This is a genomic window from Rothia sp. HC945, from assembly GCF_051370785.1.
Lineage (GTDB): Bacteria > Actinomycetota > Actinomycetes > Actinomycetales > Micrococcaceae > Rothia.
On sequence record NZ_JBFCSN010000001.1, the window covers coordinates 971778 to 995795 of the forward strand.

The window sequence follows — 24018 nt, forward strand, 5'->3', positions numbered from 1 at the left end:
GGTGTCACGCCAGATCAGGTGCGCTCGAAGGGGTCTGGGTGAGGGCCAGACAACATCCGTTCCGTCCCGAAGTCTCGCCGTTGAACTCATCCCTCTGCCCTGCAACTGGGCGGATAAGACACAACGCATGAACCGAGGTGGGACACGCACAACAGCTAGTAACTATACCGGAGTATCTGCGCTTAATCCACAGCCACGAGTCACACCACCGCGATTTCGCCCACATCAGTCGTTCGGAAACCGCGCATCATAGTGTTTGCTCAACGCTCCGGGCGCCGGGAACGAGTCCTTCGCGCCCGCGGACCCCACTCATTCGGGTCGGCCGGATAGCTGATGGATTCGAGAACCAGGCCCTCCGGGGGCGCCAAACGGACGCTGGAATCCCGGGCGGGCGTCTCGATCCTGGAATCGAGCCACTCGAAGCCGCGGACACCCTGTGCCACGAGGACGCAAGACCCCACGATCGACCGGACCATGTTGTGGCAGAAGGCGTCGGCGCTGATTCTCGCTTCGATCAACCCCTGGTCATTGCGCTCGAACCGTACCGAATGCAGGTCCCGGATCGTCGTGGCTCCAGGACGGGGCTTGCAGAAGGAGAGAAAATCGTGGAGACCGAGCAGCCGCTCCCCTGCCGCATTCAGCACATCGACGTCCAGCGGCTCACGACACCAATACGCCGTTGTCCTGTTCAGGGGGCCCTGTCTCGCCAGGCCGTCTGCGATCCGATATGTGTAGGACCGCGACAGTGCCGAAAAACGGGCATCGAAATCCGACGGCACGGCTCTGGCCACACGAACGACGACGGCGCCCAAGGCCGCTCCTCGCGCTCCCGGGCGCAGCGGAGGCGCGACCGCCGACAGAACCCGGGCCAGGGCTCCGTTCATCTTGCGCACCAAGGCTTGCTCAGGGGTATCGGACTGCCCGTCGCCACTCTTACCGCGTCTCGCGGCCAGCCCCTCCCACGCGGAGTCGGGCACGTCAAAATGCACGACCTGATGATCTGCGTGCACACCCGCATCGGTGCGTCCGGCGACCGTGAATCTCACATCATGACGCAGAACCAAGCGGGCTGCTTCTTCCAGGCAGCCCTCGACCGTCACGAGCGAGGGCTGCTTGGCCCAACCCGAAAAGACCGAACCGTCATAGGCAAGGTCCAAACGAATACGCCGAATCATATGGCTCCCCTCCCGGGCCGCCGACTGGGCACCTGATCGCACCTCGGCGCCCAGGGGTGAATCGGCCCCAAGGGTCAGGCCGGGGGCCGGATTCTCGTCGTTGCGGCTGGATGCTCGGGTCTCGGGAGATGCGCCGTCGTTCTCCGCAGGGGTCATCGTTCTTCCTTCATGCTGGGGTTCGGCACCATCGAAGAAATGGCCCCGTCCACCACGGGTGGACGGGGCCATGAGGACCGCGTGCAATGCACGCGAGAGCGGTCCCTACTCGGAGACCTTCTGGGCTGCGGCGCCGCCTGCCGGCGCGTAACCGGCGGCCACGGCGGACTCAGCGTTGTCGAACCAGATCTCGGCGCGGGTGCTGGTGTACCAGCGCGAACCGGGAACGTGGTACTTCATCGAATCGCGGTTGCCCTTGACCTCGAAGCCTTCGGGAGCCTCTCCGGACTCGAGCGGAGCGTGGGCCCCTGCAGGGAGGTCCGAAGCGGCGGCCGGGGTGGCAGCCTCTTCGGCGGCGGGCTCTGCGGCCGCAGTCTCAACCGGGGCCTGAGCGGACTCAGCGGCGCCGGACTGGTTTGCGGTTGCGGCAGCGTTGGCCGCCTGCGTAGCTTCGTCCACCACGGACTTGGATGCAACGGGCTCCATGACGAGCTCGATGACGGCCATCGGAGCATTGTCCCCCTGGCGGGCACCGATTTTGGTGATCCGGGTGTAGCCACCGGGACGATCCGCCATGGCCGGAGCAATGGTCGTGAACAGCTCGTGCACAACCGACTTGTCGGTCAGGGAACGCATCACGCGACGGCGAGCGGCCAGATCTCCGCGCTTGGCGAAGGTGATCAGGCGCTCGGCCACGGGGCGAAGACGCTTGGCCTTGGTCACCGTGGTGGTGATGCGCTTGTGCTCGAAGAGCTGCTGGGACATATTCGCCAGAATCAGGCGCTGGTGAGTGGGGCTGCCGCCGAGGCGCGGCCCCTTGGTGGGAGTAGGCATATCAGTTTCTCTCCATTGGTCATGGTTCCCGCGAAATCACCTCGTGGGGACCAGAGATTTGATGTTGGCTGTGGTCGGCTGGTCACCGCCCGAGGGGTCAGAAGGAGTCTTCCTCGTCGACTTCTTCGGCCTCGGCCGCGCGAGCCGCCAGGTCGAAGCCCGCAGGCGAATCCTTGAGGGACATCCCCAGCTCAGCCAGCTTGTCCTTGACCTCGTCGATGGACTTGGCACCGAAATTCCGGATATCCATCAGATCTGCCTCGGAACGCGTCACGAGCTCACCCACAGTGTGGATGCCCTCACGCTTCAAGCAGTTGTACGAACGCACGGACATGTCGAGGTCCTCGATGGGCAGTGCCATGTCGGCGGCCATGGACTCGTCCGCGGGGGACGGTCCAACCTCGATGCCTTCGGCCTCGGTGTTCAGTTCACGAGCAAGACCGAACAGCTCGACCAAGGTGCTTCCTGCGGAGGCGACGGCATCGCGCGGGGCGATGGCTTCCTTGGTCTCGACGTCGAGCACGAGGCTGTCGAAGTCGGTGCGCTGCTCGACACGGGTCGCTGCCACGCGGAAGGTGACCTTGAGGACCGGGGAGTAGATCGAGTCGACGGGGATCCTGCCGACCTCGGACTCACCGGTTCCGGCCTTGTTCTGCGATGCCGAAACGTAACCACGACCGCGTTCGATCGTGAGCTCCGCGTTGAAGCTGCCCTGAGCGTTCAGGGTTGCGAGGTGCAGGTCCGGGTTGTGGATCTCCACGCCGGCCGGAACCTCGATGTCTGCCGCGGTCAGTTCACCAGGACCCTGCTTGCGCAGGTAGGCGATGACCGGTTCGTCGTTTTCGGACGAGACCGACAGCTGCTTGATGTTCAGGATGATCTCGGTGACATCTTCCTTGACACCGTCCACGGTCGAGAATTCGTGCAGCACGCCGTCAATACGGATGCTGGTCACGGCGGCACCGGGGATCGAGGACAGGAGCGTGCGACGCAGGGAGTTGCCCAGCGTGTAGCCGAATCCGGGTTCGAGGGGCGAGATCGTGAAGCGCGAGCGGTTGTCCGCTACAACTTCTTCACTCAGGGTGGGGCGCTGTGCAATGAGCACTGATGTTTCCTTTCAGCGAGCATCCGCTATATGACGCAACACAGGTTGGGGAAAACAAGGGATAAGGGGCCGCGGTTGCGACTCCCGGATGCCTCATGACGAGAGCCATGAGACCCAGGCCTGCGATTCCCAAACACGGGATACACCAGCCTGGCGGACGGCTACGCCTGAATCAGACGCGGCGACGCTTCGGGGGGCGGCAACCGTTGTGCGCGCTCGGGGTCACATCGGAGATGGACCCGACCTCGAGGCCGGTGGCCTGGAGCGAACGGATAGCGGTTTCGCGGCCCGAGCCCGGACCCTTGACGAACACGTCAACCTTGCGGACGCCGTGCTCCTGAGCACGCTTTGCAGCGGACTCGGCAGCCATCTGGGCGGCGTACGGGGTCGACTTGCGCGAACCCTTGAAGCCCATTTCACCGGCCGAAGACCACGAGATCACGGCACCCGAGGGGTCGGTGATCGAAACGATGGTGTTGTTGAACGTGGACTTGATGTGCGCCTGACCGGCAACAATATTCTTCTTGTCCTTGCGGCGAGGCTTACGAGCGGCCGCAGCACGAGTCTTTGGGGGCATTAAAAACTTCTCCTACGCGAAAGTGTGATTACTTCTTCTTGCCGGCAACCGTGCGCTTCGGTCCCTTGCGGGTACGCGCGTTGGTCTTGGTGCGCTGTCCGTGCACGGGAAGGCCGCGGCGGTGGCGGAGTCCCTGGTAGCTGCCGATCTCGACCTTGCGCCGGATGTCGGCGGCCACCTCGCGGCGGAGGTCGCCCTCGACCTTGAGGTTTTCCTCGATGTAGTCACGCAGCTGAACGAGCTGGGCGTCGGAGAGGTCCTTGACGCGGATATCCGGGCTGACGCCCGTGTTGGTCAGGGCCTCGAGTGCGCGGGTCCTACCCACGCCGTAAATGTACGTGAGAGCAATTTCCACGCGCTTTTCGCGGGGAAGATCCACTCCTGCGAGACGAGCCATAGTGGCGGTTCTCCTTGTAGTTGATCCAGAGGTTTACAGCATCACTGCCCGGGTTTCCCCGGTCTCCGGCCTCTGTATCCGGAGGTATCCCACTGATGCGGAGCGGTGCCTTTTCCTGGGTGCCGGCGGTGACCGGCTGCGTCGAGAGCTGTTAGCCCTGACGCTGCTTGTGGCGCGGGTTACTGCAGATAACCATGACCACGCCGTGGCGGCGGATCACTTTGCAGCTATCGCAGATGGGCTTCACGCTCGGCTGAACCTTCATCGCTTTCCTTTGCGTTGTTGCAACTTGTAGTTGTTACGGGATTCCACGCGTCGTCGAATCCCGTCCACGCAGACAGGCACCACCCTTGAGGGGCGGTGCCCTTCACACTCCGCTCGAGGCGGGCATGAGATCTACTTGTAGCGGTAGACGATGCGACCACGCGAGAGATCGTACGGAGAGAGTTCAACAACAACACGATCCTCGGGAAGGATCCTGATGTAGTGCTGACGCATCTTTCCGGAGATGTGTGCGAGGACCTTGTGGCCGTTGTCCAGCTCAACGCGGAACATCGCGTTGGGCAGAGCCTCCAGCACAGAGCCCTCTATCTCGATTACGCCGTCTTTCTTGGCCATATCCTCCGCTAACGTCGGTGCCCCACGCAGTAGGCGAGGAGCAATTGAATGATTCTTTCTGCCGCCTCGGCGCGCAGTGCGCGCACACGGCAGACACAACCAACACACAAGTGTACGCCATACCTGGCGGTATGTTAACTCCCAGCTACTCCGCGAAGGGCTGTGATGTTCCTCGCCAGACAGCTGGTCCGTCAGCTCGCGGCAGCGAGCTGTCCGCAGGCACCGTCGATGTCGGAGCCGCGCGTGTCACGAACGGTGGTCGGGATGCCGTGCGCACGAAGACGCTCCACAAAGTTCTGTTCGACACCGGGGCGCGACGCCGTCCATTTTGATCCCGGTGTCGGGTTGAGCGGGATCGGATTGACGTGGACCCATCCTCGGCCGCGCTGGGCGAGCTTCTTGCCGAGCAGGTCCGCTCTCCAGCCCTGGTCGTTGATATCTCTGATCAGCGCGTACTCGATCGAGACCCTACGACCGGTCTGGCGGTAGTAGTCATAGGCCGAGTCCAGCGCTTCATCGACCTTCCACCGGTTGTTGATGGGAATGAGTTCGTCACGCAACTCGTCATCCGGGGCATGGAGGGACAGCGCGAGCGTCACGGGGATGTTTTCCTGGGTGAACTTGTACATCCCGGGAACGAGACCGACCGTGGACATCGTGATGTTCCGGGCCGAAATGCCCATCCCCTCGGGCGACGGGTCGATCAATCGACGCACCGCGCCCAGAGAGGACTTGTAGTTCGCGAGGGCCTCCCCCATGCCCATGAACACGATGTTCGAGATGCGCAGCGGTTTGGTTTCCTCCGGGCCGTCGTCGGCTCCGTCCAGTCCGCTCATCTTCTTGACCATGCGAGCCCCCGCGACCACCTGCTCGACGATCTCGGCGGTCGAAAGGTTGCGGGTCAGTCCGGCCTGACCAGTCGCGCAGAAGGGACAGTTCATGCCGCAGCCCGCTTGGGACGAGATGCACATCGTCACCCTGTTGGAATAGCGCATGATCACGGACTCGACCAAAGCACCGTCGAAGAGGCGGTGCACCATCTTGAGGGTGTCGCCGCCGTCGGCCTCGAGAGTGTTAACTGTCGTGAGCAGGTTGGGCATCGCGTCCGCGACAATCTGCTCCCGCGAGTCCGCCGGAAGATCGGTCATTTCCTGAGGATCGTCCACCAGGCGCTCGAAGTAGTGTTTGGAGAGCTGGGAAGCACGGAAGGGTTGGTGCCCCAGTTCCTTGAGGAACTCCTTGCGCCCGGCAAGATCCATGTCGGCGATATGGCGCGGCGGCTTACCCCGACGGGGTGCCTTGAGCAGGATCTTTCCCGGTTCGGGTTTCGCGGTGATCTCTACCGGGGTAGAAGTCTCGGATGACACGGAGGTGCCCCTCTTCCTGTGTGCGGTGTGTGATGCGATGATCAGTCGGGAATCGGGGCCACGGTGACCCCCAGCGCGGCCAGCTCATTCGCGCCGCCGTCTTCTGCGGTGAGAACCCAGATGCCGTCCCTGTGGAAGGCGACCGAGTGCTCCCATTGGCTGGCATGCGAGCCGTCGACGGTTCTGACCGTCCAGTCGTCGTCGAGGACCTCGGTCTGGGTCGATCCTGTCACAAGCATCGGTTCGATGGCCAGAGCCATTCCCGGCTTGATCCTGGGACCTGAATCACGCGTCCGGTAGTTGGGAACGTCCGGCGCCATGTGCATTTCGGTTCCGATGCCGTGGCCCACGTATTCTTCGACGATTCCGTAGGTTCCGCCGGCTTCCTTGCGGACGAAGGACTCGATGGCCGCTCCGATGTCCCCTACACGCTGGGCTGAGGCCGCCGCGGCGATCCCCCTCCACATGGCGGCCCGCGTCATCTCGGAGAGGTCCGTGTCCTGGCGGCTTGTCTCGCCAACCAGGACTGTACGGGCGGAGTCACCGTGCCACCCATCGACGATCGCTCCCCCGTCGATGGAGACAATGTCACCGTCCTCGAGCGGCCGATCGTTGGGGATGCCGTGCACCACGATGTCGTTCGGCGAGGCACAAATGGCGGCCGGGAAGCCGTAATAACCCAGAAAATTGGAGGTCGCGTCGTTCCGTTCGAGAACGTCGCGAAAGGATCGATCCAGTTCAGCGGTCGTGACACCGGGGGCCGTGGCCTCCACGGCTGCGTCGAGAGCCTGGGAGGTTACGACTCCGGCGCGCACCATCGCACGCAATTCCTGATTGGTCTTGTACTGGATTTTTCGTCGACCGAACATGGGCACGGCTTTCCGGGAGTAGGGATGGTTTGGCGCTGACCGGCGGGCGGATCTCGAACGCAAGGCAGACGACCTGAGAGACGTGCGGGCCCCTGACCAGGAGGGTCAGGGGCCCGCAGCCGGCGCTGCCTGAGCGCGCTGTCGAAACTACCGGACTGCGGCCAGCAGACGATCGGTCACGTCATCGATGCTTCCGAGGCCGTCCACCCGGGTCACAATGCCCCGGGCTTCGTAGAGTCCCACAATGGGTTCCGTTTCCTCGGCGTAGACGTCCAGGCGGTGCCGGATGACCTCTTCGGTGTCGTCGCTGCGACCCTGCTGTTCCGCACGTCCGAGCAGGCGCTGGACAAGCTCCTCGGTGTCGGCCGTCAGGAGGAGCACCCCATCGATCTTCTGACCGAGGTCCTCGAGGATCGAATCGAGTTCCTCCACCTGCGCGGTGTTTCGGGGGTATCCGTCCAGCAGGAAACCCTGTTGGGCGTCCTCTTGACCGAGACGGTCACGCACCATGCGGTTGGTGACCGAGTCCGGTACCAGGTTGCCGGAGTCCATGTACTGCTTGGCCTCGCGGCCCAGGGCAGTCTCTTCCTTGATATTGGCCCGGAAGATGTCCCCGGTGGAGATGGCCGGGACGGACAACTCCTCCGAAATCCTGGCGGCCTGAGTTCCCTTGCCGGCGCCTGGCGGCCCGACGATGAGCAGACGATTCATCGCAGAAGTCCTTCATAGTGTCGTTGTTGCAACTGCGCATCGATCTGCTTGATGGTGTCCAGACCGACGCCGACCACGATCAGCAACGAAGTGCCGCCGAACGGGAAGTTCTGGTTCGCGTTGAACATCACCAGTGCGATCAGCGGGATGAGCGCAACGATCCCGAGGTACAGGGAGCCCGGAAGCGTGATGCGATTCAGAACATATCCAAGGTACCTTTCGGTGGGCCTGCCCGCACGGATGCCGGGAATGAAGCCGCCGTACTTCTTCATGTTGTCCGAGACTTCCTGCGGGTTGAAAGTGATGGACACGTAGAAGTACGCGAATCCGACGATCAGCAGGAAGTACAGGATCATGTAGAGCGGATGGTCGCCCTTGACGAGGTTCGAGTTGATCCAGTTGACCCATTCGGGTGGCGGCGTACCGTCCTTGGGGGTCGCGAACTGGCCCACGAGCCCAGGCAACATGAGCAACGACGACGAGAAGATCACGGGGATCACGCCGGCCATGTTGACCTTGAGGGGAATGTACGTCGTGGTACCGCCGATCGTCCTGCGACCGACCATACGCTTCGCGTACTGGACAGGGATTCGTCGTTGGGACTGCTCCACGTAGACGACCGCGATGATCACCAGCAGGCCGATGCCAAGGATTGCGGCGAAGACTCCCCAACCCTGGGTCTTGAAGATCTGGCCGAGGGCCGACGGGAAAGAAGCTGCGATCGAGGTGAAAATCAGCAACGACATTCCGTTGCCGACGCCCTTCTCGGTGATCTGCTCACCGAGCCACATGATGAGGCCCGTTCCGGCGGTCAGGGTCACGATGATCACGAGGATCATGATGATCGAGTCGTCGGGAATGACCGGCAGAGGGCAGTTGCCCAGCAGCGCGCCCGAGCGAGCCAACGAGATAATCGTCGTCGCGTTCAGCAGCGCGAGCCCCATGGTCAGATAGCGCGTGTACTGGGTCAGCTTCTGCTGCCCTTGGCCGCCCTCTTCGTGGAGCTCTTGGAACCTGGGGATGACCACGCGCAGAAGCTGCACGATGATCGACGCCGTGATGTAGGGCATCACGCCCAGGGCGAAGATCGACAGCTGAAGGAGTGCGCCACCGCTGAAGAGATTCACCATGTCGTAGATGCCACCGGTGGTGCCTCCCATGGCGATGCACTGTTGCACGTTCCCGTAGTCCACGCCCGGCGCTGGCACGAAAGTACCGGCGCGGTAAATCACAATGACCGCGAGCGTGAACAGCAGCTTGCGTCGTAGGTCGGGGGTTTTGAACGCCCGTCCGAAAGCGCCGAGCACTTGGCCTCCTGTAAGAATTCGTTCAGTGGGACTGGTGTCGATGCCCCAGGTGGAGCAAACGCCAGTCCCCTATGTCCCCCGTAAGTCTAACGGCAATGCGTCGCAGGGGGTCGATTGCGTCCGTCACCCCGTTGAAGCACGTGGAGGTGCAGACAAGGCGAGGCCCCTCCCCGGGTCGTCCGGGGAGGGACCTCGCCTCTAGAAGCTGGCTTCGAGCAACAGCTCGATCGCAGTTCTACTTGCCTGTCGCGGTGGCGGTACCACCGGCGGCCTGGATCTTCTCCGCAGCGGAGGCGGAGAACTTGTCGGCGGTGACGTTGACCTTGACGGTCAGTTCGCCCTCGCCCAGAACCTTGACGGGCTGGTTCTTGCGAACCGCGCCCTTCTCCACGAGGGACTCGACGGTGATGTCGCCGCCCTCGGGGTAGAGCTCCGCGATTCGAGCCAGGTTCACGACCTGGTACTCGACACGGAACGGGTTCTTAAAGCCGCGCAGTTTCGGGAGGCGCATGTGCAGCGGAAGCTGCCCACCCTCGAAACCTGCCGGGACCTGGTAACGAGCCTTGGTGCCCTTGGTACCACGACCAGCGGTCTTGCCCTTGGATGCTTCACCGCGACCCACGCGGGTCTTGGCCTTGTGCGATCCCTGGGCCGGACGCAGATCATGGAGCTTGATGGCCTGGCGCTCTTCGTTGGTATCTGCCATGTTTACTTGACCTCCTCAACCTTCACGAGGTGAGCGACGGTGTTGACCATACCGCAGGTCACCGGGTCGGCGGTGCGGACAACCTTGTTGCCCGGACGCTTGAGCCCCAGTGAGCGCAGAGTATCGCGCATGTTCTGCTTCTGGCCGACATAGGACTTCATCTGCGTGATCTCCAGCTGGGAATCGCTGGGCTGAATACGCTTACCGGACATTACGCACCTGCCTTCTCATCGCGCCGAAGGTAGCTGGGGATGACCTCGTCGTTGGGCAGGCCACGGCGGGCCGCAACAGCAGCGGGCTCTTCCAGCTGACGCAGGGCCTCGATGGCCGCGTGCACGATATTGATCTGGTTCGCGGAACCGAGGGACTTGGACAGCACATCGTGGATGCCGGCGCACTCGAGTACCGCACGCACCGGACCACCGGCGATAACACCGGTACCAGCGGTTGCGGGACGGAGCATGACGACGCCGGCTGCCGCCTCACCCTGCACACGGTGCGGGATGGTGCGGTCCTCGACGCGGGGAACGCGGAAGAAGTTCTTCTTCGCTTCCTCGACGCCCTTGGCGATGGCCGAGGGAACTTCCTTGGCCTTGCCGTAGCCGACGCCCACCAGGCCGCTGCCGTCGCCGACGACGACGAGAGCGGTGAAGCTGAAGCGACGGCCGCCCTTGACGACCTTCGACACGCGGTTGATGGTCACCACGCGCTCGATGTACTTGTCCTTCTCCTCGTCGCGGCCACCGCGTCCACCGCGGCCACCCCGATCATTGCGGTCATTGCGACCACGGCCGCCGCGCTCACCGCGGTTGCCGCCGCGACGATCGTCGCGCTTCGAGGAGTTGTCATTCTCGGAGTTCTCGGTTGCAGCGTTGTTCTCTGCCACCTGATTTTCCTTTTCGTTTGCGGTCTGCTCGCTCACAGTGCCAGCCCACCTTCCCGGGCGCCTTCAGCAACAGCGGCCACACGGCCGTGGTACTTGTTGCCGCCACGATCGAATACGACGGACTCGATACCGGCTGCCTGAGCACGCTCGGCGATCAGTTCGCCCACGCGCTTTGCCTTCGCGGTCTTGTCCATATCGGTTGCGGAGCGCAGTTCGGCTTCCAGAGTGGAGGCCGAAGCCAACGTGTTGCCCTGGGTATCGTCGATGACCTGCACAAACATGTGCTTGGTCGACCTGAACACCGAGAGACGGGGACGCGCGGCGCTGCCCGAGACGTTCTTGCGAACGCGCACGTGGCGACGCTTGCGAGCGGCGAACTTCGTCTTGTTAGCCATGTTTACTTACCAGCCTTTCCGACCTTGCGGCGGATCTGCTCGCCCTCGTAGCGAACACCCTTGCCCTTGTAGGGGTCGGGCGCGCGGAGGCTACGAATGTTGGAGGCCACCTGGCCGACCTGCTGCTTGTGGATACCGGAAACGGTGAGCTTGTTGTTGCCCTCCACGGTGAAGGTGATTCCTTCCGGAGCCTTCACGGAGACGGGGTGGCTGTAGCCCAGAGCGAATTCCAGGTCGGTGCCTTTGGCCAGCACGCGGTAACCGGTGCCGACGATCTCGAGCTTCTTGGTGTAGCCCTCGGAGACGCCGACGATCATGTTGTTGATCAGCGTCCGGCTCAGGCCGTGCAGCGAACGGGATTCGCGCTCGTCGTCGGGACGGTTGACAGTGAGGGTGTCTCCATCGAGGGAGACGGTGATCGGCGAGGCGATCTCCTGGGAGAGTTCTCCCTTGGGACCCTTGACGCTCACGAGGGAGCCGTCGATCTTGACCTCAACACCAGCCGGCACCGAGATGGGGAGACGTCCAATACGTGACATTATTCTCTTCCTTTCTCTTGTGACCGACTACCAGACGTACGCCAGGACTTCGCCGCCCACACCCTTCTTGGAGGCCTGCTTGTTGGTCAGCAGCCCCGAAGAGGTGGACAGGATGGCGATGCCGAGTCCACCGAAAACCTGGGGCAGGTTGGTGGACTTTGCGTAGACGCGCAGGCCCGGCTTGGAAATGCGACGAACTCCGACGATGGAGGACTCGCGGCTGGGACCGAACTTGAGTTCGAGCGCCAGGGTCTTGCCGACCCGGGCCTCTTCCTCGTGCCAGTCCTTGATGTAGCCCTCGGCCTTGAGGATGTCAGCGATCCGGGCCTTGAGCTTTGAGTACGGCATGGACACGGAATCGTGGTGTGCCGAGTTTGCGTTGCGCAGACGCGTGAGCATGTCTGCGACAGGATCTGTCATGGTCATGTGGGCACTTGCCCTTCCCCGTTACGGTTTCCGTTCTCCGGAGTTCCGGAGGCGGACCTGAAACGTAGCAGTTAGTTGGTCTTGAACGGGAAGCCGAGCTGGCGGAGCAGCGCGCGACCCTCGTCGTCTGTCTTGGCGGTGGTGACCACGGTGATGTCCATACCGCGCACGCGATCGATCGAATCCTGATCGATTTCGTGGAACATGGACTGCTCGGTCAGACCGAAGGTGTAGTTACCGTTGCCGTCGAACTGGCGATCCGAGAGGCCGCGGAAGTCGCGGATTCGCGGGAGGGCCAAAGAGATCAGACGGTCGAGGAACTCCCACATACGATCGCCGCGGAGAGTCGCGTGGCAGCCGATGGGCTGGCCTTCGCGCAGCTTGAACTGGGCGATCGACTTCTTGGCGCGGGTCACCTGCGGCTTCTGACCCGTAATCAGGGTCAGGTCCTGGACGGCCGAATCGATGAGCTTGGAGTCGCGTGCTGCTTCTCCGACACCCATGTTGACGACGACCTTGACGAGTTTCGGCGACTGCATGGGGTTGCCGTAGTTGAACTGCTCCTGCAGTGCGGGGACAACCTCGTCCTTGAACTTGGTCTTGAGGCTTGGGGTGATCTTGGTTTCGGTCATTAGAGGTCCTTACCCGAGCTCTTGGACACGCGCACGCGAACGGTGCGATTGCGTCCGTCACGCTCTACGGTCTCTTCGCGGTAGCCAACGCGGCTGGGCTTCTTGGTCTCGGGGTCGACGATCGCGACGTTCGAAACGTGGATCGCGGCCTCGACCTTCTGAATGCCGCCACCTTCACCGGTGTTGGGGTTGGCCTTGGTGTGCTTGGTGACAACCTTGACGCCCTCGACGAGCACGCGGTTGGTTGCTGGGAACACCTTCAGGACCTTGCCCTGCTTGCCCTTGTCGGAACCAGAAATGACCTGTACGAGGTCACCGCTCTTGATCTTGGCCATAAGTTAGAGCACCTCCGGAGCAAGCGAAATGATCTTCATGAACCGCTTCTCGCGCAGCTCGCGCCCGATCGGCCCGAAGATACGGGTACCGCGGGGGTCGCCGTCGGTGTTCTTGAGGATCACTGCCGAGTTCTCATCGAACTTGATGTAGGAACCGTCTGAACGACGGGTCTCCTTCTTGGTACGAACGATGACTGCCTTGACGACGTCACCCTTCTTGACGTTTCCGCCAGGAATTGCGTCCTTGACGGTGGCGACGATGATGTCACCAATACCTGCATAGCGACGGCCTGATCCACCGAGAATACGGATAGCAAGGATTTCCTTGGCTCCCGTGTTGTCGGCGACCTTGAGCCGTGACTCTTGCTGAATCACTGAGTACTCCTGTCGTCTCGCTGGTTCTCACGACGCCGTCGGTTGCCCGACTGACGCGACGTGGGCCTTGCGGAACACTGTGTTCGGGATGGTTGACGCACCGGTCTGCCGTATCTCGGGGAACGGAAGTTGGCGGTTGCGCCTGGGGCCGTCCATGCCAGGAACATCTGGTCCCGCTTCGATGGCGGGCGAATGCACCCGTTGACAGCGGCATTATGCACTGGCACGAAAAACCCGTGGTTGAGCGCAGGCCGAGTGGGCCCACACAAGTAATCAAGGTTATCACAAGCCAACTCCACCAGGACAGGGCCAGACGAGCCAAGACGCCGGGAAGGACTTGACGTTCATCACGCCTTCGCCGCTCGAGACGACGGTCGGGGCCGAGGCGGAACAGCACGAACCACCTCGGCCCCGATCCTCAGAAACCTCAGAGGGTTGCGTCGGGTGCGCTCAGCGCCTCACCCGATCAGTGGGCCTTCTTGCGCCGGAGCGCGACCACCGCAATACCCGTGGCTATGGCCGCCCCGCCCAGGCCAGCAACCCATTTCAGCTTCCCGGCACCGGTGTGGGCCAGTCCGGACTGCGCGGCAGGTGCGGAGCCACCCGAGGGGGACGAGGTTTGGGAGGCCACCCCCGGCCCGTTCGTCACGCTCTGGGCCTGAGAGCCGGAGGCGCCCGACGAACCGCCGTTGTTGTTCACGCCGTTGCTGCGTCCGGCAGCACTTGCGGTCCCGTGATCGACGGTATTCTCCGGAGCCTTCTGGCCGGCATTGCCAGCGCTAGCGAGATCCCCCGTGGCGGCGGACGACCCGCCGTCCTTCATACCGACACTATTTCCGGTCCCACCGTTTGACGCCCCGGAGGTCTTCCGGCCAGAGCCTTGCTGGCCACTGTCCTGGCCACCACCAGCACCGCCAGCCTCCTGACCAGAACCCTGCTGACCACTATCCTGGCCACCACCAGCACCGCCAGCCTCCTGACCAGAACCCTGCTCGGCCGGCACGCTCGGACTCTGAACCGGCATCGGATCCTGCTTCACCGGCTCGCTCGGAGGCGGCGCCATTTCACCGACCTTCGAGTCGACCAGGGTTCCGTATCCCTGGAAGTCCCTGGTCGTCGGTGTCACGTGCATCGTTTCCGGTGCGTCACAGGTCGGCTGGGCGACGGTAATCTCGAAGTTCGCGCCTCGGGACATGTCACCTTCCTTGATGGAACCAGAGAGGAAAGAGAGCGTGTGCGAGGTCCCCGGGCCCCAGGACGCGTCCTTGACGGTGGAGTTCTCAGCGGTCGGATAAGGCAGCTCCATAGACCAATTGCCCTCGGCGTCGGCCTCGACGGTGCCAATGACTGCATCTCCGTTGATGGAAACCTTGCCGCGGTCGTACTTGACGGCGACCGTAGACCCTTCAGCTCCCTTCGGGTGCCTCCACCCCGTACCAGACACCCTGATGGTCTGACCTTCGGAGACCACGGTGGCTCCCGTAACTTTCGCCCCAGCATCCTGCCTCGACGCGACCGTCTTGACGCTCGCGTCAGCGTCCGTCACAGCTTTCTTCTGGCCCTTGACGGTGCCTGCCGGCGTTGCGGTCAGCTTGACGAGGGTGTCAGCGTTGATCGGGGTTGGTTCAGCGGGCTGCCAATCGGCGGGTGCACCCGCAGCGGCCTTGTTCTGCACACCCTTGACGGACGTCGACGAAGTGGTGAACTTTCCCGTGCGGTAATCGATCGTGAAGGGAACCTCGGCGTTCTTGTACGCTCCACCCTTGTCGACGGCGAACACACCCTTGGGGGTCACAACGACATCGTTGATGCCGAAGGGAGCGTCGGGGGAATTCTTGGCGACGGAGGCAGCAACCGTGTGGGTACGGCCGTCGATCACGTAGACGCCCTTGTCGGGAGATTTGCCATCGAAATCGGTGAGGTACACGACGTCGTTGTCCTCATCCGCATCCAGGGCCAGCGCCCTTCCCCCAAGGTCGATCCACGACTTGAATTCGCCGGTGGTCTTGTCATAGACGCCCACACCGGAATTCTTCCCCTTGTCACCCTGGGACGAGACGTATATTTCGTTGAGGGAGTGATCCACAACGACGTCGGACGCATAGAGGTTGGCTCCGGGATCCTGCTTGTGGAGCTTGACCACCTGAATCGGTTGCGAGAGATCTTTCAGGTCATAGATCTTGACCTCGTCCCTCATGCGCACCGGGAAGTAAGCCCTCCCCTCCGACTCGTCTACCCACATATTCATCACGGCGGTGGCTTTGTCCTCAACATCGGCTACGGTGATCTTCTGCAGGAATGCGTAAGTCTTCGTGTCGAAGACCAGCACGGAACCACGAACGCCGACGAAAGCCTTGCCATCGGCAAGACGAACTTCGCGCGGATGAGCGAATTCGATCTTCGCACGCTCCTCGGGCGAGAGCTTGGAAGTAGAGAAGACCTCCTTCAGGGTTGCCTGGTCATATACGGTGACCTCGTTCGCGACGGTATTGGTCACCCACACAGTGTTGTTCACTTCGTCAACATCGATCCCGAAGGGCCCCTTGAGTTGGACGCCGGCGGCCTCGGTCCCGCCCTTCGGGATGTAAGGCACGGTGTCCAGAGCAACGGACTTCACGACCTTCATGGTCTGCGGATCGATCTTGGCGAGAGTGGCCGTGGTGCTTGCTCCGCCAAGGACCGTGCCGGTTGCCCAGAGTGCGTCGTTCTTCTTCGAATACGCCAGCTGGTACTGCCCTGGCAGACCTTGGGTCTGGTCGGCACGGACGTCGAAACTGCGGTATTCGCACGGTGCCGAAGCAGCGCCGTGGGACGGGGCCGGCGCCGCTGGAGAATCTGCCCCGTCGGCCTGAGCCGCGGTCAGCGTACCCGCGAAAGTCAGGGCCGTTGCCGCAGAGACAGTCGCCCATACCTTGAAACCCCGAGGGCGGAAGTTGTTGTAGGAAAACATAGTGATCCTCATAGTTTTCTGAATGCGAATGGTGCCCGTAGGCCGTAACGGCTACCGGTTGCGACCCGCATTCGCGGGGTCGAACCAGATGGTTATATCGACGACCCTTGGTACATATTTAAGGTAGCCTACTCTCGCATTTAAGGTAACCTTAGTTACAGTTACAATGTACTTTCCGCGGGGACGACCATGGGTGCACCAGTCACCGGATCGTCCACCACCAAGGCCTCGAGCTCGAACACCCTGGCGATCAGGTCCGCGTCCACGATCTCGTGAGGGCTTCCCTCGGAGATGATCCGCCCGTCCCGCATCAGGACGACCCGGGTGGCGTATCTGAAGGCGAGATTGAGGTCGTGGAGAACCATGACGATCGTGCGGCCGGCCCCGTGGAGCCTGCGGGTCAGATTGAGTACCTCGATCTGATGAGTGATGTCCAGATACGTGGTGGGCTCATCGAGGAGGATCAGAGGCGTGTCCTGAGCCAGCGTCATCGCGATCCAGACCCTCTGGCGTTGGCCGCCGGAGAGCTCATCCAACGACCGTTCCCTGAGCGGCAGAACATTCGCCGCGGTCATCGCGTCAACACACGCGCGTTCGTCGTCGTCGCTCCACGCGCGCAATAGGGACTGATGCGGGTAGCGTCCGCGAGCGACGACGTCGGCGACGCTCACCCCCGAGGGAGCCTCCGGAATCTGCGGCAGCATCGCCAGGACTCGGGCGATGTCCTTGGTACGGTTCTTTTCCATGGCGACGTCGTCCAGGAAGATCTTCCCCGCAGACGGGGTCAGCACCCGTGACAACGATTTGAGCAGGGTCGACTTCCCGCAGGCGTTCGGACCCAGGATCACCGTCAGCTCGCCATCGGGAACCTGGAAGTCGAGTCCCGGGAGCACGACATCGTGGCCGTAGCCCACGGTCATCCCCTCTGCACGCAATCTGCTCGCCCGTGCGTTCATGCTGCTCACACTCGTCTCCGTTCCACGATGATCACGTACACCAGATACAGCCCACCCAGAGCGCCGGTTACCACGCCCGCGTTGAGCGCGACGGGGAGAAGATACTGGCCCGCCGTATCCGAGCAAAGAACGATGACGGCTCCCATGAGTGCCGCGGTCGTGAGCCCCGCGCCACGCGAAGCAGTGAGGCTCCTGCCGATGTGCGGGGCCGCCAGGGCCACGAATGCCAGCGGACCTGTGATCGCCGTGGCCAGACCGACCAGTAGAACTCCCACGAACATTCCCGCCACTCGCCACGCGTTGACACGTACACCTCTTCCGACGGCGAGCTGGTCCCCGAACCGGAGCATCGCCAGCGGACCGGAGGCCTTGATCAGGACCGGCGACAGAACCAGGAGCCCAGCCGCAATCAGGAGTGTCTTGCTCCAATTCATGGTGTTCAGGGACCCGGCGAGCCAGGTGGCCGCCGTCTGCGCCTGAGTCAATGATGCCCGCACGACCAGGAGCGAGTTGATCGCGCCCAATGTCGCACCGGCGCCTATTCCGATCAGAACGAGCCGGTATCCTCGCAGACCGGTGTGTCGGGTCAACAGGTACACGATGAGGGCCGTACCGAATCCGCCAAGGATCGCTCCGGACGCGACGCCGAACGGGCCGGCGTCGAACACGAGAATCTGCAACAACGCCCCCGTGGCCGCGCCATGAGTGAAGCCGATGACATCGGGGCTGCCCAAGGGGTTTCCCGACAGAATCTGGAAAATCGCGCCAGAAAGACCCAGCGCAGCACCCACCGCGATCGCCGCCGCGACTCGAGGCAGCCGGACCTGGTTCACGAAGTAGATGTCGAGGCGGTCTCCCCTGCCCATGAGTGCCTCGTATACGCCGGAGGGACCAAGGTTGCGTTCGCCCTGTGTCATGGCCCAGGCCGAGACCGTCACCAGAACCACGGCGAGAACAAGATGCACGGCCAGCCGGCGAACCGGGAAGTCCGCGCTGATGACGTGCCTCACCGAGAGGACGGAACGGCCCGACAAGTCCTTTCGGAACAGTCCCCTGTCGCTGCCAGGGCGATCCTCTGCGGCATTCACAACGACCGCACCTGCCGACCGGACATCATCGCCATGAAGAGCGGACCCCCGGCCAGGGTCGCAATGATGCCCACCTGTGTTTCCTCCGGTGCGATGACGACTCGAGCCAGGACATCGGCCGCCAGCAACCATGCGGGGCCCAGGAGCAGGGACCCCGCATTGACCCAACGAACGTCATTGCCCACCGTCCGACGGACCACGAACGGAACGGCCAGTCCCACGAAGGTCACCGGACCCATGGCCGCGGTGGCCGCCCCCGTCAGCAGAGCCACGGAGACCAGGGTGATCGTTTGAGTCCTGGCGAGCCGCACGCCGAGGGCGACGCCGGACTCCTCCCCGAGGGCCAAGGCATTGATCGAAGGGGCAACGGCAACGGCCAAGATCAGACCCATCGCAATCATGGGGCCGATCGACTCCACGACCGTGGCATCCCTCCCTTCGAGGGAGCCGGCGACCCAGAGCCGGAACTCGTCGAAGGCGTCCCGGTTGGACAGGACCAACGCCTGGTTGGCCGCGGCCAGGGCCGCGGAGAGAGCGACACCCGCGAGCGCCAGACGGACGATCGACCCCGTTTCCCCACGACCCAGGATGAAGACCCCGGCACCGGCCGCGCCCGCTCCTACAAGCGCCGCAAGCATGTAGACGTGGATGTTCTGCGGGCCGAAGAGCACCACCGAGAGCACGACGGCGACAGAGGCACCCGCGTTGACGCCCATCAATCCTGGTTCGGCCAGAGGATTGCGCGTGAGCGACTGCATGAGGGAGCCCGCGACTCCGAGCGCCGCACCGCAGAGCAGCCCCAGAAGGGTGCGGGGTATCCGCTGCTCCACCACGATGGTGCGAGCGGTTGCCGTGCCCGTGCCGCGGAGGACCTCGACGACGTCGGAACCCGTCAACCCGTTGGATCCGAAGCGCAACGACGCCAGAACGGCCGCCACGGCACAGGCAGCAAACAGCCCGCACCACGCGAATCGGCCCAGTGGCCGCCTTCGCACGACCGACGGCGTCACGGGCTCGATCTCAAGGGTGGCGGAACGGGAGGGGCGATCACCTCGCATCACGGCCTAGGATTCCTGAGAGCCTGTGCGACGTCGTCGGACATACCAGACGGTCGCGGCGACCAGGGTCATGACGACGAACGCGATGGTGCCGATCCAGGGGAATCCGGCGGAGTCCTTCTTGCTTTCGGCCGAAGCCTTCTCGGTGGGGTCCCCGGATTTCTTGGTCGTGGAGCCTGGGCTCGCGGTCGCCTTGTGCTTCGTTTTGTCCTTGGAGCCGTCGTTCTTTCCGCTCTCCGCATCCTTGTGCTCCGTGGCTTGGTCGTCCGAGCCGGACTCCTCTCCTGCACCCGAGGAACCGGACATCAGCCGGTCGTACTCCTCCTTGGAGATGGGGCGGCCGTCGGCGTCGACATACTCGATCGCGTCGCCTCCCTGGCCGCTTCCGCCGGCTCCCCCGGCTTGCTCTCCGGGCCTGCCGTCATTCGATTGCTGACCGTTCTCGGCCGTTCCTCCACCGTTGCCTCGATTCGCTGAGGTGTCACCGGACTCGGTGTCCTGCCGTGTCCCGCCGGAGAGGATTTCCTCGGACGTGACGTTGTACCGCTGACCGCCCGAGGAGTTCTGGTTGACGCCCGCCGTGATGAATTCCGGGCTGAGATTGGTGAAGCCCCGGCTTCCCTTGCCGGGGATGACCTCCGTGGCCAGGAACCGGAGGGTGTGCTTGCCATCCTTCAGATCCTTGGGCAGCACGACCGAGCCCTCCACGTGTCCGTTCCCGTCCGATTTCTGCTGGTGCACCACGCAGGCGCCCTGAAGAGCGTCCTTGGGGCACGCATCTCCGTTGTCGATCTTGACGTAGACCTGCTCGTTCCCGGGGAAGCCACTCAGAGTGAAGTGAAGAGTGTCGCCCGCTTTGAGGGTCCCCGGTGAAACGGAAGATGAGGTTCCCTGGCTGCTACCCTTGGCGCCGCCCGGTGGGAGTGCGGAGACGGCCGTGTATCCCACCAGGAGCGCCACCACCGCAGCAAGCAGTGCAATGAGAGATCGCCGGAAGTGCAAAATGTTCGTCATGCTTTCGGTTCCTTCCTTAGTCATCGGAAGCTTCTGGGGCCGCTGAGGCCTCGGAAGCCTGTGAAGCCGACTGTGGCGGCTTGTGGGTCAAGTACAGGATCATGGCCAGAAGCAACGCGCCCGCGAGCACGAGCAAAACGTTGTTCCACGTCAGGACCTTGAGGGTGAATCCTGCTTCCTCCCCTTCAGCGTTCGGTCCCTGAGAGTCGTGCGCGGAATTCTGTGCGCGGCTCCGACCCGACGACGGGGCTTGGGACCGGGTGTGGGACCGGGCGTGGTGGTGGGTGTCGTTCCCCGCGTCCCGGAGCGAGGCCACCACGCGCTGGGTGGGTTGGTGGGCCGCATGCCCCCAGGGATACGCGATCACTCCCGGAGCTCGGAGAACGCGTCGAACCCGTGCGTGACGCGGCGTCTGCTCCTGGATCCGGCCTAGGCTCGTCATCCCCCGTACGGCCGCCGGGCTCGCGGGGCCCGCGCCGGAAGCACTCGTCTGCTCCGATCCGGAGTCGCGGCCGGACGCCGGTGCCGCATGCGCTCGGGACTGGCTCGACTGCTGCGTTCCCTGGGTGCCGCGGCCTTGGGCAGGGGCGACCTCGGCGTGCGAGCCGCGGGCCTTCCCGGGAATCGTCAGGCGGTCCCAGCCCAGCAACTTTCCGAAGTCCTCGTTCTCCCCGTCCTGGACAACGAGTCGGTAGTCGCCTGCCGCCGCGTCATCGGGCAGGTCGTAGCTCAACGAACGTTTGTCGTCCAGACGTACCCATCCGCTTCCCCACTGGTTGCGGGGCGCGGCCTCGGCGTAGGGGGTTGCCCTGACCCACTTCCCGGGATGCCTTCCGGGGACCTCAACCGTGATCCGTGTGCCTTCACGGGTGACCCGGACATCGTGACGCGAGCCCTCCGTGAGTTCGTCGAGGCCCAGGGCCGGTGCCGCTCCATTGGGGCGGTACTCGCCCACGGTAAAGTCCAGGGAGCCGCGACCGCCGAAGGACACGGAGAGATCGCCAGCACGAAGGGCGCCCGAAAGGAGACGCAAGCTGTGGGCTCCGTCAGGGTATTCGGGCACGGAGGTTGCGGCCGTGCCGTCCGGCAACCGGATCCAGGCATCGAGAACGCCGGTGGCCGGATCAGGATCGACGAGTGCCCAGATGCTCCTGTTGGAGTGGAGCGTCTGGTCCAGGTGGGAGAAGCTGCCATTGTCGAGCTTCACCGCGACCTGCGGAGCGCCCGTCTTGCCGCCGGGATTGCACCAGCCCTCCCCGACCAGGTGGAGTTTCCCTCCTCGGGCGACGTCCTTGTTCTCTATCCGTGCGGTCGGCCGAGTCACCTGCGTGGTACACCGGACGTCCGAAGTCTCCTGGATGGGCTGAGCAGCCTCACCATTGACCGGGATCGGGCCGGTGACGGCTAGACGCTGCACGTCCCCGTCCAGGTTGCGACCCGACTGTGCCGTAACGGTCACGTATTGCCCCGTCTTGCCATGGCGCAGCTCCTCGGGCGCCTTGACCGTGATGTCGAAGGATCCGGTCTGGTCGATCGTGTACAAACCGTGTTCCGGGTCCTGCGTGGCCGTACCTTTCGGGACGAGCAGGACCCAGGACGTCGAATCCTTGGATTTTCCGAGGGAAGCCAAATGGTCGCTGATGACTTGGTCTCTCCTGGCGTACTGGTCTATGCGCCCGGACGGGGCCCGGTAGTTGACCTTGATCGAGACGATGGAGCCGGACTTGCCGTCCGCCGTCTTCCATCCCTTGCCGATCAGGTGAAAAACGGCGTCTTCTCCGGTGGTGAACGGGGCGACGTCGATGGTCGCGGCCGAACCGGAGTTCGCCGACGATGTTGCGGAGACCCACGGCTGCGCCTGCTCGGATGACTCGGCTTGTCCAGCCACGGTCACCCTCAGAACCGCATTGCGCGACGGGTCCCCGTCTTTGAGGCTCCCACTCAGGAAATGAATCGTGTGCTCGGTGCCGGCGAGCCATGGTTTGTCCGAGTTTGCTTTGGTGGGGACAGGCAGCTCCGCGGAGAACGTGCCGTCGGCGCTGGCCTCGAATTGGCTGACGATGCTCTCACCGTTCACGGCCACGGTGCCTTTGTCGTATTTCACGGCGATCCGCGCTCCCTCGGAGGGGGAATGCTTCCAGTCCCGGCCCTCGACATGAATCGTGCCCGTGACGTCGACCTTCCGGGGCCCGGAGACTTCGGCGGTCTGGTCGTTGGCTGTGGCGGTCTGTCTGTTCGATGAGTCGTCGGCCGAGGCGCTGGGCAGAACGAGACACGCGGTCAGGGCGAGAAGCGCGGCGAGGAGGAGCGAGAGGAGTCGCCTGATGTGGGTGCGAGATGGCGCGCTGATACGAGAAATTCCGATGTTCATCATGGGTTATGGAGTTCTTCTTCGATCACTGGCAGGAAAGGTGCCGGAACCGGTCGAGTGCCCCGGCGGGTTGCTTCGCTCAGGGAAGCTCAGCGAGAATGTCGTCGACGATGCCGTTCAGCAGCAGGGGGCCACCTGTTGAGGTCCAGCGGGACCCGTCGACGGTGATGATGTGGTGGTTCTTGTACGCGGACAGATCGGTGAAGCCCGAGGTCTCCTCGGCCGTCGTGAGAGCCTGAGCCGCACCCTCCCGATCGGCGGTAGAGTCCGAATGCGGGTTCGCCTGGCTTGCGCCACCGAGCGTTCCGAAGAACATGTAGTCCGCGTCGATGGTCGAGAGGTTCTCCAAGGAGACCGGGTCCGAATGCCCTCTCCCCTCTCGATCCTGGGATTGCGGCCGCTTCAGACCGAGTCCTTCCAAAACCTGTCCCGCGGGAAGCTCCTTGAGGATCAGAGAAGGTCCGCTTCCCTGCCATCGCACGATCGAGAAGGTCTTGTCCCCGTAAATCGGTGCCAGGCGAGCCTTGCCCTGTTCGATCTTGTCTCGGAAAGCAGTCTTGACTTCCTCACCCTTCGTCTCCAGGTTCAGCGCGCGAGCAGTGGTATCGAAGTTCAGCTCCCACGGGCCGCCGGCGTAACCGCAGAAGACCAACGGAGCGATCTGTCGCAAGATCTCCAAGACGTCCGGTCGATTGTTGACGCTCGTCCCATCCACGATGATCAGGTCGGGCTTGAGGCTGGAGATTTTCTCGTAGTCCAAGTCCCCGATGCCGCCGACCAGAGGAATGTCCTTGGCCTTTTCCGCCAGATATCCCGGGACGCTGTTCTGTCCACGACCGGAGACGGTGCCCACCGGGGTGACGCCCAGCGCAAGGGCCGCGTCCAGGGTGGGCTCGGACAGCGCGACAACGCGGCTCGGCTTCCCCGGCACGCGCACCTCGGCGTCATCGATGTCCTTGACCACACGCTCGGAAGTCTTTTCGGAGCGCCCGCCTGAGGCGAAGACGCCGCATCCGGTGAGGCCAAACATGATGGCCGCGGCGGCCACCAGGGCAATGATCGTCCTCGACCAATTCCGTGGATTGCCATCACGCCGGCGCACGCATTGAATCATTATTAACTATTCCCTTATCCCCCGATATGGCACCCCTAAGTTTACTGTGATTTCGCG

27 protein-coding genes are annotated in these 24018 nt (G+C 63.3%); all 27 read right to left on the minus strand.

The window, feature by feature from the left end; genetic code table 11:
• Window positions 1-260 precede the first annotated feature (260 nt).
• The 27 genes from AB0Y14_RS04190 to AB0Y14_RS04320 all read right to left on the minus strand — a co-directional run bounded on the left by AB0Y14_RS04190 (window position 261) and on the right by AB0Y14_RS04320 (window position 23949).
• Window positions 261-1331: a tRNA pseudouridine synthase A gene (locus tag AB0Y14_RS04190; RefSeq protein WP_436587978.1), complete on the minus strand. Its 1071-nt coding sequence runs from the start codon at window positions 1329-1331 to the stop codon at window positions 261-263.
• 105 nt (window positions 1332-1436) lie between these two features.
• Window positions 1437-2165, minus strand: coding sequence for a 50S ribosomal protein L17, sunset domain variant (gene rplQ / locus AB0Y14_RS04195; protein ID WP_436587979.1), 729 nt, complete (start codon window positions 2163-2165; stop codon window positions 1437-1439).
• A gap of 97 nt (window positions 2166-2262) precedes the next feature.
• The gene (locus tag AB0Y14_RS04200; protein WP_436587980.1) at window positions 2263-3270 is read right to left on the minus strand and encodes a DNA-directed RNA polymerase subunit alpha; all 1008 of its coding nucleotides are present in this window, start codon (window positions 3268-3270) and stop codon (window positions 2263-2265) included.
• A 172-nt stretch (window positions 3271-3442) separates the two neighbouring features.
• A complete protein-coding gene (rpsK, locus tag AB0Y14_RS04205) occupies window positions 3443-3847 on the minus strand; it encodes a 30S ribosomal protein S11 (RefSeq protein ID WP_129313924.1) in 405 nt (134 codons plus the stop codon).
• 28 nt (window positions 3848-3875) lie between these two features.
• Window positions 3876-4244 carry a 30S ribosomal protein S13 gene (gene rpsM, locus AB0Y14_RS04210; protein ID WP_436587981.1) on the minus strand — a complete coding sequence of 123 codons (369 nt, stop codon included), beginning with the start codon at window positions 4242-4244 and terminating at the stop codon, window positions 3876-3878.
• Window positions 4245-4395: 151 nt separating this feature from the next.
• Entirely contained in the window at window positions 4396-4509 is a 114-nt protein-coding gene (rpmJ, locus tag AB0Y14_RS04215) for a 50S ribosomal protein L36 (protein ID WP_030014999.1), read from the minus strand.
• A 131-nt stretch (window positions 4510-4640) separates the two neighbouring features.
• The gene (infA, locus tag AB0Y14_RS04220; RefSeq protein WP_129313922.1) at window positions 4641-4862 is read right to left on the minus strand and encodes a translation initiation factor IF-1; all 222 of its coding nucleotides are present in this window, start codon (window positions 4860-4862) and stop codon (window positions 4641-4643) included.
• 191 nt (window positions 4863-5053) lie between these two features.
• Window positions 5054-6229: a 23S rRNA (adenine(2503)-C(2))-methyltransferase RlmN gene (gene rlmN, locus AB0Y14_RS04225; protein ID WP_436587982.1), complete on the minus strand. Its 1176-nt coding sequence runs from the start codon at window positions 6227-6229 to the stop codon at window positions 5054-5056.
• 41 nt (window positions 6230-6270) lie between these two features.
• A complete protein-coding gene (gene map / locus AB0Y14_RS04230; RefSeq protein ID WP_436587983.1) occupies window positions 6271-7098 on the minus strand; it encodes a type I methionyl aminopeptidase in 828 nt (275 codons plus the stop codon).
• Between the two features lie 147 nt (window positions 7099-7245).
• Window positions 7246-7809: an adenylate kinase gene (locus tag AB0Y14_RS04235; protein WP_436587984.1), complete on the minus strand. Its 564-nt coding sequence runs from the start codon at window positions 7807-7809 to the stop codon at window positions 7246-7248.
• Window positions 7806-9116, minus strand: coding sequence for a preprotein translocase subunit SecY (gene secY, locus AB0Y14_RS04240; protein ID WP_129313918.1), 1311 nt, complete (start codon window positions 9114-9116; stop codon window positions 7806-7808). The genes AB0Y14_RS04235 and secY overlap by 4 nt, the downstream gene beginning before the upstream one ends.
• 235 nt (window positions 9117-9351) lie before the next feature.
• Window positions 9352-9822, minus strand: coding sequence for a 50S ribosomal protein L15 (gene rplO, locus AB0Y14_RS04245; protein ID WP_129313917.1), 471 nt, complete (start codon window positions 9820-9822; stop codon window positions 9352-9354).
• 2 nt (window positions 9823-9824) lie between these two features.
• Window positions 9825-10034: a 50S ribosomal protein L30 gene (gene rpmD / locus AB0Y14_RS04250; RefSeq protein ID WP_129313916.1), complete on the minus strand. Its 210-nt coding sequence runs from the start codon at window positions 10032-10034 to the stop codon at window positions 9825-9827.
• Window positions 10034-10744 carry a 30S ribosomal protein S5 gene (gene rpsE, locus AB0Y14_RS04255; RefSeq protein ID WP_129313915.1) on the minus strand — a complete coding sequence of 237 codons (711 nt, stop codon included), beginning with the start codon at window positions 10742-10744 and terminating at the stop codon, window positions 10034-10036. Before rpsE ends, rpmD begins: the two co-directional genes overlap by 1 nt.
• Window positions 10741-11103 (minus strand): 50S ribosomal protein L18, encoded by a 363-nt coding sequence (rplR, locus tag AB0Y14_RS04260; protein ID WP_436587985.1) that lies wholly within the window; start codon window positions 11101-11103, stop codon window positions 10741-10743. Before rplR ends, rpsE begins: the two co-directional genes overlap by 4 nt.
• Window positions 11104-11105: 2 nt before the next feature.
• On the minus strand, window positions 11106-11642 hold the full coding sequence (gene rplF / locus AB0Y14_RS04265) for a 50S ribosomal protein L6 (RefSeq protein WP_436587986.1): 537 nt from the start codon (window positions 11640-11642) through the stop codon (window positions 11106-11108).
• Window positions 11643-11669: 27 nt separating this feature from the next.
• Window positions 11670-12068, minus strand: coding sequence for a 30S ribosomal protein S8 (rpsH, locus tag AB0Y14_RS04270; protein ID WP_129313912.1), 399 nt, complete (start codon window positions 12066-12068; stop codon window positions 11670-11672).
• A gap of 71 nt (window positions 12069-12139) precedes the next feature.
• Entirely contained in the window at window positions 12140-12700 is a 561-nt protein-coding gene (gene rplE / locus AB0Y14_RS04275; RefSeq protein ID WP_129313911.1) for a 50S ribosomal protein L5, read from the minus strand.
• Window positions 12700-13035 (minus strand): 50S ribosomal protein L24, encoded by a 336-nt coding sequence (gene rplX / locus AB0Y14_RS04280; RefSeq protein ID WP_436587987.1) that lies wholly within the window; start codon window positions 13033-13035, stop codon window positions 12700-12702. Before rplX ends, rplE begins: the two co-directional genes overlap by 1 nt.
• Before the next feature lie 3 nt (window positions 13036-13038).
• On the minus strand, window positions 13039-13410 hold the full coding sequence (rplN, locus tag AB0Y14_RS04285) for a 50S ribosomal protein L14 (protein WP_129313909.1): 372 nt from the start codon (window positions 13408-13410) through the stop codon (window positions 13039-13041).
• A gap of 466 nt (window positions 13411-13876) precedes the next feature.
• Window positions 13877-16360 (minus strand): YncE family protein, encoded by a 2484-nt coding sequence (locus AB0Y14_RS04290; protein ID WP_436587988.1) that lies wholly within the window; start codon window positions 16358-16360, stop codon window positions 13877-13879.
• Between the two features lie 161 nt (window positions 16361-16521).
• Window positions 16522-17316: an ABC transporter ATP-binding protein gene (locus tag AB0Y14_RS04295; protein ID WP_436588822.1), complete on the minus strand. Its 795-nt coding sequence runs from the start codon at window positions 17314-17316 to the stop codon at window positions 16522-16524.
• A 5-nt stretch (window positions 17317-17321) separates the two neighbouring features.
• Window positions 17322-18326 carry a FecCD family ABC transporter permease gene (locus tag AB0Y14_RS04300; protein WP_436587989.1) on the minus strand — a complete coding sequence of 335 codons (1005 nt, stop codon included), beginning with the start codon at window positions 18324-18326 and terminating at the stop codon, window positions 17322-17324.
• 74 nt (window positions 18327-18400) lie between these two features.
• Complete coding sequence (locus tag AB0Y14_RS04305) at window positions 18401-19342, minus strand: FecCD family ABC transporter permease (RefSeq protein WP_436587990.1); 942 nt, start codon at window positions 19340-19342, stop codon at window positions 18401-18403.
• 126 nt (window positions 19343-19468) lie between these two features.
• The gene (locus AB0Y14_RS04310) at window positions 19469-20476 is read right to left on the minus strand and encodes a plasmid partitioning protein (protein ID WP_436587991.1); all 1008 of its coding nucleotides are present in this window, start codon (window positions 20474-20476) and stop codon (window positions 19469-19471) included.
• Between the two features lie 16 nt (window positions 20477-20492).
• On the minus strand, window positions 20493-22850 hold the full coding sequence (locus AB0Y14_RS04315) for a hypothetical protein (RefSeq protein WP_436587992.1): 2358 nt from the start codon (window positions 22848-22850) through the stop codon (window positions 20493-20495).
• 76 nt (window positions 22851-22926) lie between these two features.
• Complete coding sequence (locus AB0Y14_RS04320; protein ID WP_436587993.1) at window positions 22927-23949, minus strand: ABC transporter substrate-binding protein; 1023 nt, start codon at window positions 23947-23949, stop codon at window positions 22927-22929.
• Window positions 23950-24018 lie beyond the last annotated feature (69 nt).

Excerpts from the sequence above, each read along its gene's own strand:
- AB0Y14_RS04190 (WP_436587978.1), bottom strand. The coding sequence starts at position 1,331 with ATGACCCCTGCGGAGAACGACGGCGCATCTCCCGAGACCCGAGCATCC.
- rplQ (WP_436587979.1), bottom strand. The coding sequence starts at position 2,165 with ATGCCTACTCCCACCAAGGGGCCGCGCCTCGGCGGCAGCCCCACTCAC.
- rpsK (WP_129313924.1), bottom strand. The coding sequence starts at position 3,847 with ATGCCCCCAAAGACTCGTGCTGCGGCCGCTCGTAAGCCTCGCCGCAAG.
- rpsM (WP_436587981.1), bottom strand. The coding sequence starts at position 4,244 with ATGGCTCGTCTCGCAGGAGTGGATCTTCCCCGCGAAAAGCGCGTGGAA.
- rpmJ (WP_030014999.1), bottom strand. The coding sequence starts at position 4,509 with ATGAAGGTTCAGCCGAGCGTGAAGCCCATCTGCGATAGCTGCAAAGTG.
- infA (WP_129313922.1), bottom strand. The coding sequence starts at position 4,862 with ATGGCCAAGAAAGACGGCGTAATCGAGATAGAGGGCTCTGTGCTGGAG.
- map (WP_436587983.1), bottom strand. The coding sequence starts at position 7,098 with ATGTTCGGTCGACGAAAAATCCAGTACAAGACCAATCAGGAATTGCGT.
- AB0Y14_RS04235 (WP_436587984.1), bottom strand. The coding sequence starts at position 7,809 with ATGAATCGTCTGCTCATCGTCGGGCCGCCAGGCGCCGGCAAGGGAACT.
- rplO (WP_129313917.1), bottom strand. The coding sequence starts at position 9,822 with ATGGCAGATACCAACGAAGAGCGCCAGGCCATCAAGCTCCATGATCTG.
- rpmD (WP_129313916.1), bottom strand. The coding sequence starts at position 10,034 with ATGTCCGGTAAGCGTATTCAGCCCAGCGATTCCCAGCTGGAGATCACG.
- rplR (WP_436587985.1), bottom strand. The coding sequence starts at position 11,103 with ATGGCTAACAAGACGAAGTTCGCCGCTCGCAAGCGTCGCCACGTGCGC.
- rplF (WP_436587986.1), bottom strand. The coding sequence starts at position 11,642 with ATGTCACGTATTGGACGTCTCCCCATCTCGGTGCCGGCTGGTGTTGAG.
- rpsH (WP_129313912.1), bottom strand. The coding sequence starts at position 12,068 with ATGACCATGACAGATCCTGTCGCAGACATGCTCACGCGTCTGCGCAAC.
- rplE (WP_129313911.1), bottom strand. The coding sequence starts at position 12,700 with ATGACCGAAACCAAGATCACCCCAAGCCTCAAGACCAAGTTCAAGGAC.
- rplX (WP_436587987.1), bottom strand. The coding sequence starts at position 13,035 with ATGGCCAAGATCAAGAGCGGTGACCTCGTACAGGTCATTTCTGGTTCC.
- AB0Y14_RS04290 (WP_436587988.1), bottom strand. The coding sequence starts at position 16,360 with ATGTTTTCCTACAACAACTTCCGCCCTCGGGGTTTCAAGGTATGGGCG.
- AB0Y14_RS04295 (WP_436588822.1), bottom strand. The coding sequence starts at position 17,316 with ATGAACGCACGGGCGAGCAGATTGCGTGCAGAGGGGATGACCGTGGGC.
- AB0Y14_RS04310 (WP_436587991.1), bottom strand. The coding sequence starts at position 20,476 with ATGACGAACATTTTGCACTTCCGGCGATCTCTCATTGCACTGCTTGCT.
- AB0Y14_RS04315 (WP_436587992.1), bottom strand. The coding sequence starts at position 22,850 with ATGATGAACATCGGAATTTCTCGTATCAGCGCGCCATCTCGCACCCAC.